This is a genomic window from Nocardioides sp., from assembly GCF_044226765.1.
Classification (GTDB): domain Bacteria; phylum Actinomycetota; class Actinomycetes; order Propionibacteriales; family Nocardioidaceae; genus Nocardioides.
Window position 1 is genome coordinate 44,555 of sequence record NZ_JBGAGJ010000007.1, and the last position, 16,770, is coordinate 61,324.

Sequence of the window (16,770 nt, forward strand, 5' to 3'; positions counted from 1 at the left end):
CTCAGTCGTTGAGCAGGGTGTGGATGTCGGCGGCGAACTGCGCCGAAGAGGTCTGCTCGTCCCAGTAGACGAAGCCCTCGTTCTCGGCGTCGATTCCCGTGATGGTGGTGCCGTGCGTGATGTCGTACCCACCCGACGGCAGCTTCTGGGCCTTCGACACCCCGACACCGAGCGGCTTGGCGATGCCGATGATCGTGTTGATGTCGCCGGTGAGCCCGACGAAGTCGGGGTCGAAGTGCGCGAGGTAGGTCTTCAGCACCGGCGCCGTGTCACGTGCGGGGTCGGTGGTCACCAGCACGACGTCGACGCGCTCGCGGTCCGTCGCGTCGAGCCGCGTCATCGCCGAGGCCAGGTTGGCCATCACCGTCTGGCAGATGTCGGGGCAGTGCGTGTAGCCGAAGAAGACGATCGTCAGCGGCTTGTCGGTGTCCTCCGTCAGCGAGAACGGGTTGCCGTCGGTGTCGGTCAGCGGTGTCGACGAGACGTCGAACGGCGGGTCGAGCCTGGTGCCGGTGAGCTCACCGTCCGCGCTCTGCGCGCTGCCCCCGCAGGCGGCCAGCAGCACCAGCAGCACCAGGACAGGTCCGGCGAGCAGGCTCCTACGCACACCGCACCCCGCGCGCGAGGTCCTCGGTCAGGGCGGCGAGCGCCCGCAGTCCCGCGGCGTGGTCGTCGGGGTGGTCCAGCAGGGCGCGGATGAACGCGGACCCGACGATGACGCCGTCCGCGCCGATGCCGTCGCGGGCGGCCACCGCGGCCGCCTGGTCGCCGTTGCTGATGCCCAGGCCGACGCCGATGGGCAGGTCGGTCGTGCGCCGGGTCCGCGCGACCAGGGGCCCGGCGAGGTCGGACGTCTGGGCGCGGGTGCCCGTCACGCCCATCACCGCGGTGGCGTAGACGAAGCCGCGGCACTGGCTGGTGGTCATCGCCAACCGCTCGTCGGTGCTCGACGGGGAGACCAGGAAGACCTTGTCCAGGTCGTGCTCGTCGGCCGCCGCGATCCACTCCGGCGCGAAGTCGGGGGTGATGTCCGGGGTGATCAGGCCGGCGCCGCCGGCGTTCGCCAGGTCGGCGGCGAACCGGGCGACGCCGTACCGGTCGACGGGGTTCCAGTAGGTCATGATCACCGTCGGGACACCGGTCGCGGCGACCGCCTCGACGGTGCGCAGCACGTCCTTCGTGCGGGTGCCGCCCTCGAGCGCCATCTGCGCGGCCGCCTGCACCTGCGGCCCGTCCATCACGGGGTCGGTGTAGGGCAGACCCAGCTCGATGACGTCGCACCCGTGCTCGACCATCACGTGGAGGGCCTCGATCGCCCGCTCGTGGGTCGGGAAGCCCGCCGGGAGGTAGCCGACCAGCGCGGCGCGACCTTCCGCCTTGGCGGCCGCGAAGGCGGTGCTCGTGCTCACGCGCCGGTCTCCTCGTCAGGCGTCCCGAGGTGGCTGGACCCACCGCTTCGGGCCTCGGCTTCGGCTTCGCCGAGCCCGAAGTAGTCGAGCGCGGTGCCCATGTCCTTGTCGCCGCGGCCCGAGAGGCAGACCAGGATCGTCTGGCCGGGGCGGTCCTCGGCGAGCCGCAGCGCGCCGGCGACCGCGTGCGCGGACTCGATCGCGGGGATGATGCCCTCCGTGCGCGCCAGCAGCGCCATCGCGTCCATCGCCTCGGCGTCGGTGACCGGGAGGTACGTCGCCCGGCCGGTCGCGGCCAGGTGCGCGTGCTGGGGGCCGACACCCGGGTAGTCCAGGCCGGCGGAGATCGAGTGCGACTCGAGCGTCTGCCCGTCCTCGTCCTGCAGGACGTAGGTGCGCGCGCCGTGCAGCACGCCCGCGTCGCCGGCGTGGATGGTCGCTGCGTGCCGGCCGGTCTCGAAGCCGTCACCCCCGGCCTCGTAGCCGTAGATCGCGACGTCCGCGTCCTCGAGGAACGCCGTGAAGAGGCCGATCGCGTTGGATCCTCCTCCGACGCAGGCGGCGATGGCGTCCGGCAGGACGCCGTACTGCTCCAGGCACTGGGCGCGCGCCTCGTCGCCGATGCCGCGGGTGAAGTCGCGGACCATGCTGGGGAACGGGTGCGGGCCGGCGGCGGTGCCGAAGAGGTACGCCGTGTGGTCCACGCTCGCCACCCAGTCGCGCAGCGCCTCGTTGATGGCGTCCTTGAGGGTGGCGCTGCCGGAGTCCACCGCGACGACCTTGGCGCCGAGCAGGTTCATCCGAGCGACGTTGAGCGCCTGTCGACGGGTGTCGACCGACCCCATGTAGACGGTGCAGTCGAGGCCGAAGTACGCCGCCGCGGTGGCGCTCGCGACGCCGTGCTGGCCGGCGCCGGTCTCGGCGATCACCCGGGTCTTGCCCATCCGCCGGGTGAGCAGCGCCTGGCCGAGCACGTTGCGGATCTTGTGGGCGCCGGTGTGGTTGAGGTCCTCGCGCTTGAGCAGGATCCGGGCGCCGACGCGGTCGCTGAGCCGCTCGGCGTGGTAGAGCGGGCTGGGCAGGCCGCCGTACTCGCGCAGGATCGTGTCGAACTCGGCGACGAACGACGGGTCGGCCATCGCGTCGTGCCAGGCGACCGTCAGCTCGTCGAGCGCCGCGACGAGGGCCTCGGGCATGTAGCGGCCGCCGAAGCCGGTCTGGGCCCCTCCGAACCACCCGCGCTCGTCGGCGTCGAAGGAGGTGGTGCGCTCCGGGTGGGTCGTCATGCCTGGACTCCTGTCATGCTCGCGACCGCCCGCTCGGGGTCGCCGTCCTTCACCAGCGCCTCGCCGACCAGCACGACGCGGGCACCCTCGCCCACGAAGCGCTCGACGTCGGCTGGGCCGAAGATGCCGCTCTCGGCGACCTTCACGCGGTCGTCGGGGACGAGCGGTGCGAGTCGCCCGAAGGTGTCGTCGTGGATCTGCAGCGTCCGTAGGTTGCGGGCGTTGACGCCGATCAGCTCGGCGCCCAGCTCGACCGCCCGCTCGGTCTCCGCCTCGTCGTGCACCTCGACCAGCACGGTCAGGCCCAGCTCCCGGGCCTCGTCGTGGAGCCGACGCAGGGCGTCGTCGTCGAGCGCCGCAACGATCAGCAGCGCGAGGTCGGCCCCGGCCGCCCGGGCCTCGACCAGCTGGTAGGAGGTGACGATGAAGTCCTTGCGCAGCACCGGCACGTCGACCGCGGCGCGCACGGCACGCAGGTCGTCGAGGCTGCCGCCGAAGCGGCGCTGCTCGGTGAGGACGCTGATCGCGGCCGCACCACCGGCGGCGTACCGCGCGGCGAGAGCGGCCGGGTCGGGGATCTCGGCGAGCGCGCCCTTGCTGGGGCTGCGTCGCTTGACCTCGGCGATCACGCTGGAGCCCGGGGCGCGGAAGTGCGGCATCGGGTCCCGCGGCGGGTCCACGTCGGCGAGCGCGGCGCGTAGGTCGGCCAGGCTGGTCGCTGCCTCCCGCTCGGCGAGGTCCACGCGCACCCCGGCGACGATCTCGTCGAGGACGGACATCTTCGCTCCAGCGGGGAAAGTCGGACGGGCGGATCCAGTGTTTCACGCTGCCCGAACCCGTCTCGCATCGGTAGTGTCCGGGCCAACGGCCGGCAGACGGACGGCCATGACGAAGGGTCCTTGCAGTGAGCTACTCCGAACCGCCTCCCCCGCCGCCCCAGTACGGCGCGCCCGTCCCGCCGGCGGGTGGTGTCCCGCAGAAGAACAACGGCAAGGCGATCTGGTCTCTCGTCCTCGGGATCGTGAGCGTCGTCTGCGGCTGTTCCATCCTCGCCGGCATCCCGGCGATCATCCTGGGCAACATGGCCAAGAAGGAGATCGACGCCGGGCAGGGCACCGGTCGTGGCATGGCCCAGGCCGGCTACATCCTCGGCATCATCGGCGTCGTGCTGGGTGTCCTCTGGATCATCCTCTACGCCACCGGCGTGCTCGAGTTCAGCGGCAGCGCCAGCACGTCCTGACCTGCGCGACCACCACTCGGTGACGAGGGGCCGGCCCACGGGCCGGCCCTTCGTGCGTCTGGCTCCGGGTCCCGGCACCGTCAGGGAGCGAGCCAGCTCCCCGGCAGGTTGCGCAGGACGGTGAAGACGACGGCGACCGCACAGAGGGAGAGCAGCAGGGTCCTGGTGCGCCGGGGGTTCGACTCCCGCACCCGTCCGGTCCAGCTGTCCACGGCCCAGCGGCCGAGCAGGAACACCGCGACCGGCAGCAGCACGACGAACAGCAGGTTGCTCGACGCCGCCGCGCCCAGGTCGCCGCGGGTGAGGTCGTTGACGGCGCGCAGGCCGCCGCAGCCGGGGCAGTAGATCCCCATCGCCGCGCTCGGGCACAGGCCCCAGCTGCCGTGCTGGTGCGGGTCGCGCACGTGGAGCGCGACCGTCGCGAGGGCGAGCCCCCCAATGGTCAGCGCGGGCGCCAACATCCGGCGGCCGCGGCTCTGCGACCGCGCCGCGCCGGCCGTGGTCGGCGGGGGCGCGGTGGTGGTCATCGTGGCGGGCGAGCGCTCAGTGCTCGGCGTCGTTGTAGCCCAGCCTGGCCATCACGGCGTAGACGACCAGCGACCCGACGCCGAGGACGACGCCGACCCAGAAGACCGTCATGTTGACCGGGTCGAGCAGCAGCCCCACCGCGCCGACGAGGAAGCCGAGCATGCAGACCATGACGGCGGTCCAGGCTGCAGGGGTGTTGCCGTGGTTCGCAGACATTCGGGTGGCTCCTCGGGGCGGTCAGGTCGTGGCAGGCACAGTCTATTCAGGGTCGGCCTCGGTCGGGTCGCGACCCTCGTCGATCGCCTTCCACAGGTCCAGGCTGGACTGGTCCTCCGGGGCGGCGGCCGGCAGCGGGGGCTGGTCCGGGGACGAGCCGACCGGTGCGTCGTACCGGCCACCCATCTCCGGCCAGGCGGGGCACCACGCGACGGCGAGGACCGAGCACGCCGTGGCCACCAGCGCCGCGCCGAGGGCGACCCAGTACCACGCCGTGTGGTGGACGTCGGCGTCCGCGATCCCCAGCTGGGCCAGCTGCTCGTCCAGGTCGGACGCGAGCTGGCCGTAGGCGACCAGGGCCGCGGCCAGCGCCCCGAGGGCCGCGAGGACGCCCAGCACCGCGACCCCCCGCCGTACCCGCCCCCGCGTCACCAGCAGGACGCCCCAGCAGGCCAGCACCACCAGCGCCAGCGAGGTCACGGCCGGCATGTGGCCGTCGAAGGTGAGCGTGAGCGTCGAGCTGAACGCGTCCGACCCGCCGCCCGACGAACCGCCCCCGTCGACGGCCGGCTTCGCCGCGGCGACGGCCGTGAGCGCCCCCGACGCGAGCCCCAGCAGGACGACCGGGCCGAAGGTGCGACGGCGCGAACGCTCAGCCATCGGCAGGGTCTTCGGCGAGGCCGTCTGCCCGGAGCAGCAGGTCGGCGTCGAAGCAGGTGCGGTCCCCGGTGTGGCAGGCGGCGCCGACCTGGTCGACGGTGACCAGGAGGGTGTCGCCGTCGCAGTCCAGCCGCACCTCGCGCACCCACTGCACGTGGCCGGAGGTGTCGCCCTTGACCCAGTACTCCTGGCGCGAGCGGCTCCAGTAGGTCGCCCGACCGGTGGTCAGCGTCCGCGCCAGCGCCTCGTCGTCCATCCAGCCGAGCATCAGCACCTCGCCCGTGCCGTGCTGCTGCACCACGGCGGGCACCAGTCCGTCGGCGGTGCGCTTGAGCCGCGCGGCGATCGCGGCGTCGAGGGAGGTCACGGGGCCCAGTATCGCCGTCCCCGCACCGGCACCGTGTCCTAGGCTGCTCCCATGGACGAGGAGGAGACCCAGCCCTTCCCGTCGCCGCTCTACCGGCCCGAGGCCCGGCCCGAGCCCACGCCGCTGCTGCCGGCGCCGTACCTGCCGCCACCGCCGCCGTACGCTCCTGCGCCGTACCCGCCGGTGGTGCGGTACCCGCCGGTGGTGCGGTACGCCGCCCCGCCGGCGCCGTACGGCGTCGACCCGGTCACCGGCGTCGCGTGGTCGGACAAGTCGCGGGTCGTCGCGGGGACCCTGCAGCTGGCGCTGACGCTCTTCGGGGTCCCTGGCGTGGGACGCCTCTACGCCGGCAACCTCGGGATCGGCCTCACCCAGCTGCTCGGGTTCCTGCTCGGCATCGTCTCGATGATCGTGCTGATCGGCTTCCTGGTGGTGCCGGCCGTCTGGCTGTGGGCCGTGGTCGACGGCATCGTGCTCCTGGCCGCCGGCGGCCGTGACGGCCGCGGTCGTCCCCTGCGTCCGTGACTCCTCGATCCTGGACGGGTCAGGCCCCGTGCTGGGCGACCCAGGACGCGTGCAGGCTCGCGTAGACCGACCCGTCCTGCTGCACGAGCTCGTCGTGCGGGCCGCGTTGGACGATCCGGCCGCGGTCGACCACGACCACCTCGTCGGCGTGCTCGGCCGTCGTGAGCCGGTGGGCGATCGTCACCGACGTGCGCCCGCTCATCAACCGGTCCAGGGCCCGCGCGATGCGCATCTCCAGAGCGGGGTCGACGGCGCTGGTGGCCTCGTCGAGCACGAGCAGGTCGGGATCGGCCAGCTGCGCCCGCCACAGCGCGACCAGCTGCCGCTCCCCCGCCGACAGCGACTCGCCGCGCTGACCGACGCGGGTCCCGATCCCCCGCGGCAGCCCGGCGAGCCAGTCGTCCAGGCCGAGGTCGGCGGCCGCCGCGACGATCTCGTCGTCGGTGGCGTCCAGCCGGCCGTAGCGGACGTTGGCGGCGACGGTGTCGTCGAAGAGGAAGCCCTCCTGCGGCACGAGCACCACGCTGCTGCGCAGCGAGGCCTGGGAGATGTCACGCAGGTCCACGCCGTCGAGCAGCACGGCACCCTCGACGGGGTCCATCAGCCGGGTCAGCAGCTTGGCGATCGTCGACTTGCCCGAGCCGGTCTCGCCGACCACCGCGACCCGGCTCCCCGCGGCGATCTCGAGGTCGATGTCGCGCAGCACGGGCGGGCCGCCCGGGTAGGAGAACCCCACGTCGCGGAACCGGACGTCGACGGCGTGCCGCGGCAGGGTCGCGCCGTCCGGACCCGGGTCGATGAGGTCGGCAGGGGTGTCCAGGATGCCGATCACCCGCCGCCAGCTGACGATCGCGTTCTGGGCGTCGGTGAGGATCTGGGTGCCCATCTGCACCGGACCGACGAACAGCGTCACCAGGAACGCGAAGGCCAGCACGGTGCCGGCGGTGATGTCGCCGGCGAACCCCAGCCAGATGCCGATGACGAGCACGCCGGCGTTCGCGAGGCCGGCCGAGACGCCGCCGAGGGAGAAGGAGAACGCGGTGAAGCCCTGCGCGCGGGTGCTGGCCGCCTTGTACTCGTCGATCGCATCGTCGATGCGCGCCTGGGTCCGGTCCTCCACGGCGTACGCGCGGACGACCGCGGCGCCGACCACCGGCTCGGAGATCGCCGAGAGCATCACGCCGACCTCGCGACGGACCACGGCGTACGCAGCGGAGAGCTTGCGCTGGAAGTAGCGCAGGGACAAGAACAGCGGCGCGAAGCACACCCACACCACGAGGGCGAGCTGCCAGCTGTAGAAGAGCATGACCACGGTCGCCACCAGGACCTGCCCGACGCTGACGACGAAGATCAGGCCGCCGAAGACGAGGAACTGGCTGACCTGGTCGACGTCGCTGGTGACGCGGGAGACCAGCGCGCCGCGGCGCTCGGTGTTCTGGGTCAGCAGCGGGAGGTCGTGGACGTGGCGGAAGGCCTTGATGCGCAGGGTGGCGAGGCCGCGCTCGGAGGTGGTGAACAGGCGCGAGGTCATCAGGTATGACGCCCAGCTGGTCAGCACGATCGCGGCAGCGGCCGCCAGACCCATCTCGACGACGTAGGAGACGTCGGGACCACCGGGTCCGTTGAGCCCGTTGTCCACCGTGCGCTGGACGGCGATCGGGACGACGACCTGGCCCATCGAGGCGATCACCGCCAGCACCAGGGTCCAGCCGACGCCGTCCTTGAGCTCGGGCGAGAAGTGCACGCCCCGCCGGATCGTCTCCATCGCGCCGATCCGGTCACCGCTGTCCAGCGTGGTGCTCATTCCACCTCCTCCCCGACGAGCTCGTTGCCCAGCTCGGCCTCGACCTCGTAGGCGTTGACCAGGTGGGCGTAGGCGGGGCTGCGCTCGAGGAGCTCGGCGTGCGTCCCGCGGTCGGCCACCCGGCCGTCCTCGAGGTGCACGACCTCGTCGGCCAGCGCGATCGTGGCCTTGCGGTAGGCGACCACGACCAGGGTCGAGTCATGGCTGCCGGAGCGCAGCGCCTCCAGGATCCGGGCCTCGACCTCGGGGTCGACGGCCGACGTGGCGTCGTCGAGCAGCAGGAGCCGTGGGCGGCGGACGAGTGCGCGGGCCAGCGAGATCCGCTGCCGCTGCCCGCCCGAGAGGGAGGTGCCGCGCTCGCCGAGGCGCGTGTCGAGACCGTGCGAGAGTGCGGCGACGAAGCCGTCGGCCTGCGCGGCGCGCAGCGCCGCCCACACCTCCTCGTCGGACACGTCCGCCCCGAGGGTGACGTTGCCGCGCACGGTGTCGTCGAAGAGGAACGGGGTCTGCGGGACGACGGCGAGGGCCCGGGCGAGCTCGCCGCGCGCGAGGTCGCGCAGGTCGGCGCCGTCGATGAGGATCCGGCCGTCGGTCGGGTCGACGAGCCGGGAGATGAGGTTGGTCAGGGTGCTCTTGCCGGAGGCGGTGGCTCCGACGAGCGCGACGGTGCGGCCCGGCTCGACGGTGAAGGTCACGTCGTCGAGCAGGCGCTGGTCGGGCTCGTAGCGGTAGGCGAGGTGGTCGAGGGTCAGCCGGGCCCCGGTGTCGGCCGGGGCGAGGCGCCCGGCGCCGTACTGCATCTCGCCGGTCGCCCGGAGCACCGCGTCGACGCGCTGGTAGCCCACCACGCTGCGCGGGAACTCGCCGAGCAGCCAGCCGATCGACCGGATCGGGAAGGACACGATCGTGAGCAGGTAGGCGATCGTGACGACGTCGCCGGGCTCGGTGGCGCCGCTCGTCACCCGCGCCACCCCCACCGCGAGCACCACGAGGACGCCGAGGTTGGGCAGGGCGGCCAGGGTCGGGTCGAATGCCGCCCGGATGCGGCCGGCGCGGATGTTGACGTCGCGGAGCCGCTGCGCCTTGGCCGCGAACCGGGCGGTCTCCTCCCCCTCCCGCCCGAGCGTCTTGACCACCATCGCACCGTCGAAGGACTCGTGGGCGACCTCGCTCAGCTCGGCACGCAGCTGTTGCGCCTTGGTCATCAGCGGCGACGCGTAGCGCTGGTAGACGAGGTTGGTCACCACCACCGCCGGGAAGACGAGGAGGCCCACGAGAGCCATCACCACGTCGGCGAGGAACATCTGGACGACCGCGATCACCATCATCGCGACGGTCCCGACCGCCATCGGCAGTGGCGCGATCGGACCCCAGGCCGCCTCGACGTCGGAGTTCGCGTTGGAGAGCAGCTGGCCGGTGGGATGGCGCTGGTGCCACTCCATCGGGAGCGAGAGGTACTGCCGGGTCACCGCCCGGCGGCTGTGCGCCTGCATGCGGTACTGCATGATGCCGGCGCCCAGCCGGCGCGCCACGATCCCGACGGCGCGCAGCAGCGCGACCCCCAGGAACAGCGCGAGCACCGCCCAGAGCAGCGAGCTGTCGATCTCGCCGTCGTCGAAGGCGGGCAGGACGACGTGGTCGGTGGCCCAGCCGAGGACCCAGGCGTCGGCGACGGTCAGGGCGCCGAAGAGCACGCTGCCGATCGTCGAGACGGTGAAGATCCACGGCTCCCGCCGGATCGCCACCCCGAGGACGGCGAAGCCCTCGGTCGTCGTGCTCCGACCGCTGCGTCGCTCCGTCACCTGCAGCGTCACCTGCACCCCTTCCTGCCGGGGCCCGAACCGCCGGCCGGGCCAGGGTATTCCCCGGCACCGACGGCGCCGCGTCCCCGTGCGCTCCCTATGCTCGGGGCGTGACCGACTCCCTGGCCCTGCGCGAACGACGCGCGTTCTGCGACCTCGCCCAGGTCCTCGGACCCGACGCGCCCACCCTGTGCGAGGGCTGGGACGCGCAGGACCTCGTGGCCCACCTGCTGGTGCGCGAGCGCGACCCGATCTCCTCGCTCGGCAACGTGGTGCCGCCACTCGCCGGCCTGACGGAGAAGGCGATGGCGCGGCGCCGGGCACGGCCGTTCGAGGTGGAGGTCGAGACGCTGCGCACCCCGTCCCCTCCGCTGCGCGTGCTGCCGCCGCTGGACCGGCTGATCAACACCTTCGAGCTCGTCGTGCACCACGAGGACCTCCGGCGCGGTCAGCCGGACTGGAGCCCGCGCTCGCTGCCCGCGGAGGACGTCGACCTGATGTGGTCGCAGCTGCGCCGGGGCGGGATGTTCTTCGGGCGCGGACTGCCGGTGCCCACCGTCGTGCGCCGCGCCGACACCGGCGAGACCGCGACGATGCGCAAGGGCGTCGACCCGGTGACGGTCACCGGCGACGTCGTCGAGCTGGTGCTCTTCCTCTTCGGTCGCTCGGCGACCTCGGGGCTGGCGTTCGAGGGACCCGAGGAGCGGGTGGCGGAGCTGCAGGCGGCCGACCTCGGGGTCTGACGACGGGGCGCCCAGGCGTCGGTGGCGCTAGTAGCAGCCGCCCATCGTCTCGCCGCGCGACCGGGCCGTGGACCGCGTGTCGGCCAGGCCGAAGGTGAGGACCCGGTCCCGGGTGCCGCTGCCGTTGTCGTTGCCGCTGCGCACGTAGAGGAAGTGGCCGCGCAGCGGGATCACCCAGTAGGTCCAGGTGTCGGTGGAGCCGTCACCGACCTGGTGGCGAGCCCCATGGCTGAGGAAGCCGGCGATGCTGTCGACCGTGATCCCCGGGCGCACTCCATGTGGGCCGCTGATGTTCCTGTTCCAGACCTCGATGAACCCGACGCGGCCGGCTCGGCGACCCTGGGCCACCTCGACGCGGTAGTGCCGCGGGACGTTGACGTAGATCGGGGTGCCTCCGAGGCCGCAGTCGCCCGTCGTCCAGCCGTGGTCGCGGGCGACACGGCTCAAGGACGCTCCGAGCTTCACGCCGTACCACGAGGTGGCCGTGACCCGGTCGGGGCCACCTCGCTCGGCAGCGTGAGCGGTCGTCGGGAGGAGCGCGACCAGGGTCATGGCCACGGTCGTCGCCACGACGACAAGGGCGGCGGCCACCGCCGCGGGCTGGGACCGTGGGCGCTGTGGCGCAACAGCTGGCATGTTCGCTCCTGGGCATCCGGCCTGGACGTGCTCTCCGATGGTCCGTGTCTACACCAGGTCGCGGGCGTCGAACGGACGATGCGCGGTTTTCATCGACCGTTCTCGCGCCACGCGCCACTGTCGGCATGGACTCCTCGATTGCCGACCTCGACGCCGCCTTGTCTGCTGGGATCCGGGCGTCCGACGCCGCAGCGGTGACTCAGCCACCGATCGGCTGCACGAAACGGTGGCCAACACACCGCTGACCCGCCCCTGCCCTTCTTCTGCCGTGCTCGGGACCTCCGCCCCTGGCGCCGGCCGGTCCGAGCACAGCAGCGTTGCTCGAGGGGAAGCAAGACACGTCGCTCGTGAGCGACTGGCACGTGATCACGGGTAGGCCCGTCGGAGGAACGATGTCCGCGACCGGGGACACGGCGATCGTCCTGCTCGCGTCGCTGCATGCCGTTCACCGACGGGCACGCACCCGGCACCGCGGCCGGCGGTCCGACGCGCGCGCCCTCAACCGGAACCACGACCTCGTCCGAGAGGTGAACCACCATGGCACCTGACCAGTTCGACGACCAACAGGCCTACACCCGCGGCGCGAACGAGGAGGCGGCAGCCGACGACGCTCGTGCCGACGCCGTCCGCCGCATCGAGAAGAAGCGGGCCTGGAAGCGGAGCTTCCTCGCCTACTGCGTCGTCAACGCCTTCCTCGTCTTCGTCTGGGCCGTCACCGGACGCGGCTACTTCTGGCCGGGGTGGGTCCTGGCCGGCTGGGGCATCGGGGAGGTGCTGAGCTACTGGGACGCGTTCATGCGCAGGCCCATCAGCGAGGCCGACATCGACGCCGAGATGCGGCGCGGCTGACGCTGCCCGCACCGGTCGGACGGCCGCTCCTCGGGAGCTACCAAGCCGACCAGGGGCCGGCCGCAGAGGTCGGCAGCACCCAGAGCTCGTTGCCGTCGGGGTCGGCCAGCGTCACACTGCCGTCGGGCCCGCGCCCGACGCGCCGCGCGCCGAGCCCGACCAGGCGGTCGACCTCGGCAGGCAGTTCCTGCCCCGGACCCGGACGCACCTGGAGGCGCAGCCGCCAGCTCCCGGTCTGGGGCGGCAGCGGCGGCCCGCTCCAGGTGATCTTCGTGCCGCCCCGGGGCGACTGGATCGCGGTCTCCTCGTCCTGGTCCCAGACCAGCGGCCAGTCGAGGGCCGCGCTCCAGAACAGCCCGACCGCTCGGGTGCCCTCGCAGTTGATCGCACCGATCCGCCCGCAGCCGGCGAGGAAGCCGTTGCCCGGCTCGATGACGCACAGCTCGTTGCCCTCGGGATCGGCCAGCACCACGTGGTCCTCGTCGGGACCCTGGCCGACGTCGAGGTGGCTCCCGCCCAGCTCCAGCGCCCGGGCGACGAGCTCCCGCTGGTCGCGGTCCTCGGTGGTCAGGTCGAGGTGGATCCGGTTGCGACCGCTCTTCGGCGACGCGCCGGGAACGAACCGGAGCCGGTAGGGCGTGCCGTCCTCGGGCACCGCGGCCACGCCGCCGTCGCGCTCGTCGACCGGGACCCACCCCAGCAGCTGCGACCAGAACCGGCCGAGCCGTCCCGGGTCGACCGCCTCGAAGCACAGCGCGTGCAGCTCGGAGCCCATCCGCCCTCCTCCCGACCGGGCGACGGTAGGACGGCTCCGCGCGCGGCTCAACCGGGTTTCGGTGACCAAGGCCCCTGGCCGGGCACGTCGTCCTGCGTGAGCGTGGGAGGTGAGGTGATCCCTGTGCCGTGGATGGTCCGGCACCGTCGTCGCTGGGCGGTTGTCGCGGCCCTGACCCTGGCGCTGGCCGCGCTGTCGGCCTGCGCCGACGGCCCGACGCCGTCCGGGTCCACCGCGACGCCGAGGCCCACGACGACCGTCGAGTACGCACGCGGCCTCACCGAGGACCTCTACCTGCCCGACGGCCGGGCGCGCCACGTGCCGCTGGTCGTCCTCGTGCCCGGCGGCGGCTGGCAGACCGCGGACCCCGCCGGCCTGGCCGGGCTGGCGGCCGGTCTCGCCCAGGACGGGATCGCGGCCGCTCCCACCCACCTGCGGGCGGCCCAGGACGGGGTCACCTACCCGGTCCCCGTCGACGACGTCCTGTGCGCCGTCGCCGCCGCCACCGCGGAGGTACGGCGGCAGGGACGCGCCCCCGGCCCGGTGGCCGTCCTCGGGCACTCGTCGGGGGCGCACCTGGCAGCGCTCGCCGTGCTCGCCGTCGACGACTTCACACCGGAGTGCGACACACCCCTCGTCCGCCCGGACGCACTGATCGGCCTCAGTGGTCCCTACGACATCGCCCGGGTGCCCGACCTCGCGTCCGCGCTCCTCGGCAGCGAGCCGGACGAGGACCCCGGCGCCTGGTCGAGCGCGAACCCCGTGCAGCGGGCGGACCTGCGGCCCGGCGTACCGGTGCTGCTGCTGCACGGCGACTCGGACACGATGGTGCCTCCGTCCTCCACGACCGAGTTCGCCGAGGCCCTCGAGCGCGCCGGGCACCCGACCACCGTCGAGATGGTGCCGGGTGCGGACCACCAGAGCATCTACCGCGCCGACGTGGCCGGTGACCCGGTCGCGACCTGGCTGCACCGGCTCCCGACCCGCTGACAACGAATCCGTCACGACTGGCGACCTGGCGGTCCGGCGGCCTCGATCTCGACGACACTTCCCCCATGAGGAGTGCTCTGCTCGCTGCGCTCGCGCTCACCCTGACCGCCGCGGCGTGCGGCGGGTCGGACTCCGCCGGGTCCGACGCGGCCGGTACCGGCCCGTCGTCCTCGAGCCCGTCCCCCTCGAGCCCGGCACAGCTGCGCCAACTCGACGACGGTGCCGTCGGCGTCGCCGACGTCGGCGGCCAGGCCTGGCTGGTGCAGCCGGAGGCCGGCACCGTGCTCCCCGGCGACGGCGACCCGATCAAGGTGGGGAACGCTCCACTGCGGATCGTGGAGACCCCCGACGGCGTATGGGTCAGCGTGATCCGTGACGGCAGCGTCGTGCGGATCGACCCCACCACCCACGAGGTCACGACCTTCCGGTTGAAGTCCGCCGGGAGCGAGCCCGAGGGGCTGGCGTGGGACGGCAGGCACCTGTGGGTCGTCGACCAGGCGGGTGGCCGGGTCGTCGAGGCCGACGGCAACGGCCGCGTCGTCGGGTCCTACGACACCGACGACGCCCCAAGGCTGGTGGCCGCCGGAGACCACGGCGTCTGGGTCACCAACTACTACGGCGGGTCCGTGTCGCGCGTCGCCGGGGGCCGGGTGCGCACCGAGCCGCTCGACGGCTGCTCCGGCCCGCAGGGGGTCGCGGAGGTGGCCGGGCGGGTCTGGGTGTCCTGCACGCTGACCGGCAGCGCGGTCGCGCTCGACGCGCGCACGATGGACCAGGTCGCCGAGGTCCCCGACCTCCCGGACGCGGACGCCGTGGTCGCCCACGGCGACACCGTCTACGTCGTGGGCCAGTCCGGGCCGACCGTCTATGTCGTCGACGCAGTCTCCGGGACGCTGCTGGACACCGTGCCCCTCGACGATGCGCCCCGCACGAGCGAGAACGTCGGCGCGGCGGTCGTCGGCGACGACCTGGTCGTCACGCACCCGGACGCACGGACGGTCTACCGCATCCCGCTGTCGGCGCTCGTCACTACCGTCGCCCCGTGACCGACGCACCTGCACGCACCTGGGTCCTCGTCGCCTCGCGCGACCACGCCCGACGGGGACTCGAGCTCGGCTTCGTGATGGCCAACCACGGCAAGCGGGCGCCGCTGGCCCGGATGGCGGTCGGGGACGGCCTGCTCGTCTACTCGCCGAGGACGACATTCCCCGAGGGCGAGCCGTTCCGGGCCATCGCGATCGTGGGGACCGTGACCGGCGCCGAGCCCGAGCCGAGCGACGTCATCGCAGGCGGCTTCCGGCGGGCGGCCGCGCTGCGCGAGATCGAGCCGCTGCCGCTGGCCCGGGTCCGAGACCACCTCCCGACCAGCAAGCTGCGGTTCGGGTGCTTCGAGCTGGCGCCGGAGGACGCGGCGGCCATCTGGCACCTCGTGCCGGCGGGCTGAGGTCAGCGCACCGGGTGCCCCGCACCCGCCAGCGCCGCCTTGACGTCCCCGATGCGCAGCGTGCCGAAGTGGAAGACGGTCGCCGCCAGCACCGCGTCGGCGCCGGCGTCGACGGCTGGGGCGAAGTGGTCGACCGAGCCGGCGCCGCCCGAGGCGATCACGGGGATGGTGACCTCGCGGCGGACGGCGGCGATCAGCTCGAGGTCGAAGCCGTCCTGGGTGCCGTCCGCGTCCATCGCGTTGAGGAGGATCTCCCCGGCCCCGAGCTCCGTGGCGCGCAGCGCCCACTCGATCGCGTCCAGGCCGGCCGACGTCCGGCCGCCGTGGGTGGTGACCTCGAAGCCGGAGGGCGTGCCGGCCGAGCGCCGGGCGTCGACCGACAGGACCAGCACCTGGTTGCCGAAGCGGTCGGCGATCTCCGCGACCAGCTCGGGGCGGCGGATGGCGGCGGTGTTGACGGCGACCTTGTCGGCACCGGCGCGCAGCAGCCGGTCGACGTCCGCCACCGACGACACTCCCCCGCCGACCGTGAGGGGGATGAAGACCTCCTCGGCGCAGCGGGAGACGACCTCCATCGTCGTCGCCCGGCCCTCGTGCGAGGCCGAGATGTCGAGGAAGGTCAGCTCGTCCGCACCCTCGGCGTCGTAGGTGCGCGCGAGCTCCACCGGGTCGCCGGCGTCGCGGAGGTCGACGAAGTTGATCCCCTTGACCACCCGCCCGCCGTCGACGTCGAGACACGGGATCACCCGGACCGCCAGGCTCACGAGGCACCCCGGGTCAGCGCGAGGGCGTCCTCGAGGGTGAACCGGCCCTCGTAGAGCGCCGTCCCGGCGATCGCCCCCTCGACCCCGTCGGACACGAGCCCCATCAGGGCTCGTACGTCGTCGAGCGTGGTCACGCCGCCGGAGGCGACGACCGGCGCGTCGGTCGCGGCACAGACGTCGCGGAGCAGCTGGAGGTTCGGGCCCTGCAGCATGCCGTCCTTGTTGACGTCGGTGACGACGTAGCGCGCACATCCCTCGGAGTCCAGGCGCGCGAGCGTCTCGTAGAGGTCGCCGCCCTCCTGGGTCCAGCCCCGAGCCGCGAGCGTGCGGCCCCGGACGTCGAGGCCGATCGCGACCCGGTCGCCGTGCTCGGCGATCACCTTCGCGCACCACTCCGGCCGCTCGAGCGCGGCGGTGCCGATGTTGACCCGGCGGCAGCCGGTCGCCAGCGCGGCGGAGAGCGACTCGTCGTCCCGGATGCCGCCACTCATCTCGACCTTGATGTCCAGCGTGCCCACGATCTGCGCCTGCAGCTCGCGGTTGGAGCCCCGACCGAAGGCGGCGTCGAGGTCGACGAGGTGGATCCACTCCGCCCCGGCGTCCTGCCAGCGCAGCGCGGCGGCCACCGGGTCGCCGTACACGCGTTCGGAGCCGGCGACGCCCTGGGCGAGCTGGACGGCGCGGCCCTCGGTGATGTCGACGGCGGGAAGGAGCTCGAGGTGGTCGGACACG

General features: G+C 73.3%; 21 protein-coding genes. 7 read left to right on the forward strand and 14 right to left on the reverse strand.

The annotated features are described in order from the left end of the window. Position 1: 1 nt before the first annotated feature. The 4 genes from ACILRH_RS15125 to trpC are packed head-to-tail and all read right to left on the reverse strand — an operon-like array spanning position 2 to position 3,474. Positions 2–607 carry an SCO family protein gene (locus tag ACILRH_RS15125; protein WP_395694617.1) on the reverse strand — a complete coding sequence of 202 codons (606 nt, stop codon included), beginning with the start codon at positions 605–607 and terminating at the stop codon, positions 2–4. After that, positions 600–1,409, reverse strand: a complete 810-nt coding sequence (gene trpA, locus ACILRH_RS15130) for a tryptophan synthase subunit alpha (protein ID WP_395694619.1) — start codon at positions 1,407–1,409, stop codon at positions 600–602. The genes ACILRH_RS15125 and trpA overlap by 8 nt, the downstream gene beginning before the upstream one ends. After that, positions 1,406–2,695 carry a tryptophan synthase subunit beta gene (gene trpB / locus ACILRH_RS15135; RefSeq protein ID WP_395694621.1) on the reverse strand — a complete coding sequence of 430 codons (1,290 nt, stop codon included), beginning with the start codon at positions 2,693–2,695 and terminating at the stop codon, positions 1,406–1,408. Before trpB ends, trpA begins: the two co-directional genes overlap by 4 nt. Beyond that, positions 2,692–3,474, reverse strand: coding sequence for an indole-3-glycerol phosphate synthase TrpC (gene trpC, locus ACILRH_RS15140; protein WP_395694622.1), 783 nt, complete (start codon positions 3,472–3,474; stop codon positions 2,692–2,694). The genes trpB and trpC overlap by 4 nt, the downstream gene beginning before the upstream one ends. Before the next feature lie 125 nt (positions 3,475–3,599). On the opposite strand from trpC, the gene ACILRH_RS15145 reads away from it, so the two are divergent. Then, entirely contained in the window at positions 3,600–3,935 is a 336-nt protein-coding gene (locus ACILRH_RS15145) for a DUF4190 domain-containing protein (protein WP_395694624.1), read from the forward strand. 80 nt (positions 3,936–4,015) lie between these two features. Here ACILRH_RS15145 and ACILRH_RS15150 read toward each other — a convergent pair whose 3' ends face one another. The 4 genes from ACILRH_RS15150 to hisI are packed head-to-tail and all read right to left on the reverse strand — an operon-like array spanning position 4,016 to position 5,706. Next, entirely contained in the window at positions 4,016–4,462 is a 447-nt protein-coding gene (locus tag ACILRH_RS15150; RefSeq protein ID WP_395694626.1) for a DUF2752 domain-containing protein, read from the reverse strand. Between the two features lie 16 nt (positions 4,463–4,478). Further along, positions 4,479–4,679 carry an HGxxPAAW family protein gene (locus ACILRH_RS15155; protein ID WP_395694628.1) on the reverse strand — a complete coding sequence of 67 codons (201 nt, stop codon included), beginning with the start codon at positions 4,677–4,679 and terminating at the stop codon, positions 4,479–4,481. A 42-nt stretch (positions 4,680–4,721) separates the two neighbouring features. Then, the gene (locus tag ACILRH_RS15160; RefSeq protein ID WP_395694630.1) at positions 4,722–5,339 is read right to left on the reverse strand and encodes a Trp biosynthesis-associated membrane protein; all 618 of its coding nucleotides are present in this window, start codon (positions 5,337–5,339) and stop codon (positions 4,722–4,724) included. Beyond that, positions 5,332–5,706 carry a phosphoribosyl-AMP cyclohydrolase gene (gene hisI, locus ACILRH_RS15165; RefSeq protein WP_395694632.1) on the reverse strand — a complete coding sequence of 125 codons (375 nt, stop codon included), beginning with the start codon at positions 5,704–5,706 and terminating at the stop codon, positions 5,332–5,334. Before hisI ends, ACILRH_RS15160 begins: the two co-directional genes overlap by 8 nt. 51 nt (positions 5,707–5,757) lie before the next feature. On the opposite strand from hisI, the gene ACILRH_RS15170 reads away from it, so the two are divergent. After that, positions 5,758–6,231 (forward strand): NINE protein, encoded by a 474-nt coding sequence (locus tag ACILRH_RS15170; RefSeq protein ID WP_395694633.1) that lies wholly within the window; start codon positions 5,758–5,760, stop codon positions 6,229–6,231. A 19-nt stretch (positions 6,232–6,250) separates the two neighbouring features. Here ACILRH_RS15170 and ACILRH_RS15175 read toward each other — a convergent pair whose 3' ends face one another. Beyond that, entirely contained in the window at positions 6,251–8,035 is a 1,785-nt protein-coding gene (locus ACILRH_RS15175) for an ABC transporter ATP-binding protein (protein WP_395694634.1), read from the reverse strand. Continuing rightward, on the reverse strand, positions 8,032–9,849 hold the full coding sequence (locus tag ACILRH_RS15180) for an ABC transporter ATP-binding protein (RefSeq protein ID WP_395694636.1): 1,818 nt from the start codon (positions 9,847–9,849) through the stop codon (positions 8,032–8,034). The genes ACILRH_RS15175 and ACILRH_RS15180 overlap by 4 nt, the downstream gene beginning before the upstream one ends. A gap of 98 nt (positions 9,850–9,947) precedes the next feature. Here ACILRH_RS15180 and ACILRH_RS15185 point away from each other — a divergent pair, with 98 nt between their 5' ends. Beyond that, positions 9,948–10,580, forward strand: a complete 633-nt coding sequence (locus ACILRH_RS15185; protein WP_395694638.1) for a TIGR03085 family metal-binding protein — start codon at positions 9,948–9,950, stop codon at positions 10,578–10,580. Between the two features lie 27 nt (positions 10,581–10,607). Here ACILRH_RS15185 and ACILRH_RS15190 read toward each other — a convergent pair whose 3' ends face one another. Then, positions 10,608–11,171, reverse strand: coding sequence for a hypothetical protein (locus ACILRH_RS15190; RefSeq protein ID WP_395694639.1), 564 nt, complete (start codon positions 11,169–11,171; stop codon positions 10,608–10,610). A gap of 582 nt (positions 11,172–11,753) precedes the next feature. Between ACILRH_RS15190 and ACILRH_RS15195 the strand changes: the two genes are divergently transcribed. After that, positions 11,754–12,065 carry a 2TM domain-containing protein gene (locus tag ACILRH_RS15195; RefSeq protein ID WP_395694640.1) on the forward strand — a complete coding sequence of 104 codons (312 nt, stop codon included), beginning with the start codon at positions 11,754–11,756 and terminating at the stop codon, positions 12,063–12,065. Positions 12,066–12,102: 37 nt separating this feature from the next. Here the strand turns inward: ACILRH_RS15195 and ACILRH_RS15200 are convergent, their stop codons facing one another. Beyond that, a complete protein-coding gene (locus tag ACILRH_RS15200) occupies positions 12,103–12,840 on the reverse strand; it encodes a VOC family protein (protein WP_395694642.1) in 738 nt (245 codons plus the stop codon). Between the two features lie 114 nt (positions 12,841–12,954). Between ACILRH_RS15200 and ACILRH_RS15205 the strand changes: the two genes are divergently transcribed. From ACILRH_RS15205 to ACILRH_RS15215, 3 genes are all read left to right on the forward strand, one after another. Next, positions 12,955–13,830 carry an alpha/beta hydrolase gene (locus ACILRH_RS15205; protein WP_395694643.1) on the forward strand — a complete coding sequence of 292 codons (876 nt, stop codon included), beginning with the start codon at positions 12,955–12,957 and terminating at the stop codon, positions 13,828–13,830. A 65-nt stretch (positions 13,831–13,895) separates the two neighbouring features. Beyond that, entirely contained in the window at positions 13,896–14,876 is a 981-nt protein-coding gene (locus ACILRH_RS15210) for a hypothetical protein (protein WP_395694645.1), read from the forward strand. After that, positions 14,873–15,274, forward strand: a complete 402-nt coding sequence (locus tag ACILRH_RS15215; protein ID WP_395694647.1) for an EVE domain-containing protein — start codon at positions 14,873–14,875, stop codon at positions 15,272–15,274. The genes ACILRH_RS15210 and ACILRH_RS15215 overlap by 4 nt, the downstream gene beginning before the upstream one ends. A gap of 2 nt (positions 15,275–15,276) precedes the next feature. Here ACILRH_RS15215 and hisF read toward each other — a convergent pair whose 3' ends face one another. Both hisF and priA read right to left on the reverse strand, forming a co-directional pair. Further along, complete coding sequence (hisF, locus tag ACILRH_RS15220; protein WP_395694649.1) at positions 15,277–16,038, reverse strand: imidazole glycerol phosphate synthase subunit HisF; 762 nt, start codon at positions 16,036–16,038, stop codon at positions 15,277–15,279. After that, positions 16,035–16,769: a bifunctional 1-(5-phosphoribosyl)-5-((5-phosphoribosylamino)methylideneamino)imidazole-4-carboxamide isomerase/phosphoribosylanthranilate isomerase PriA gene (gene priA / locus ACILRH_RS15225; protein WP_395694651.1), complete on the reverse strand. Its 735-nt coding sequence runs from the start codon at positions 16,767–16,769 to the stop codon at positions 16,035–16,037. The genes hisF and priA overlap by 4 nt, the downstream gene beginning before the upstream one ends. Position 16,770: the final 1 nt, after the last annotated feature.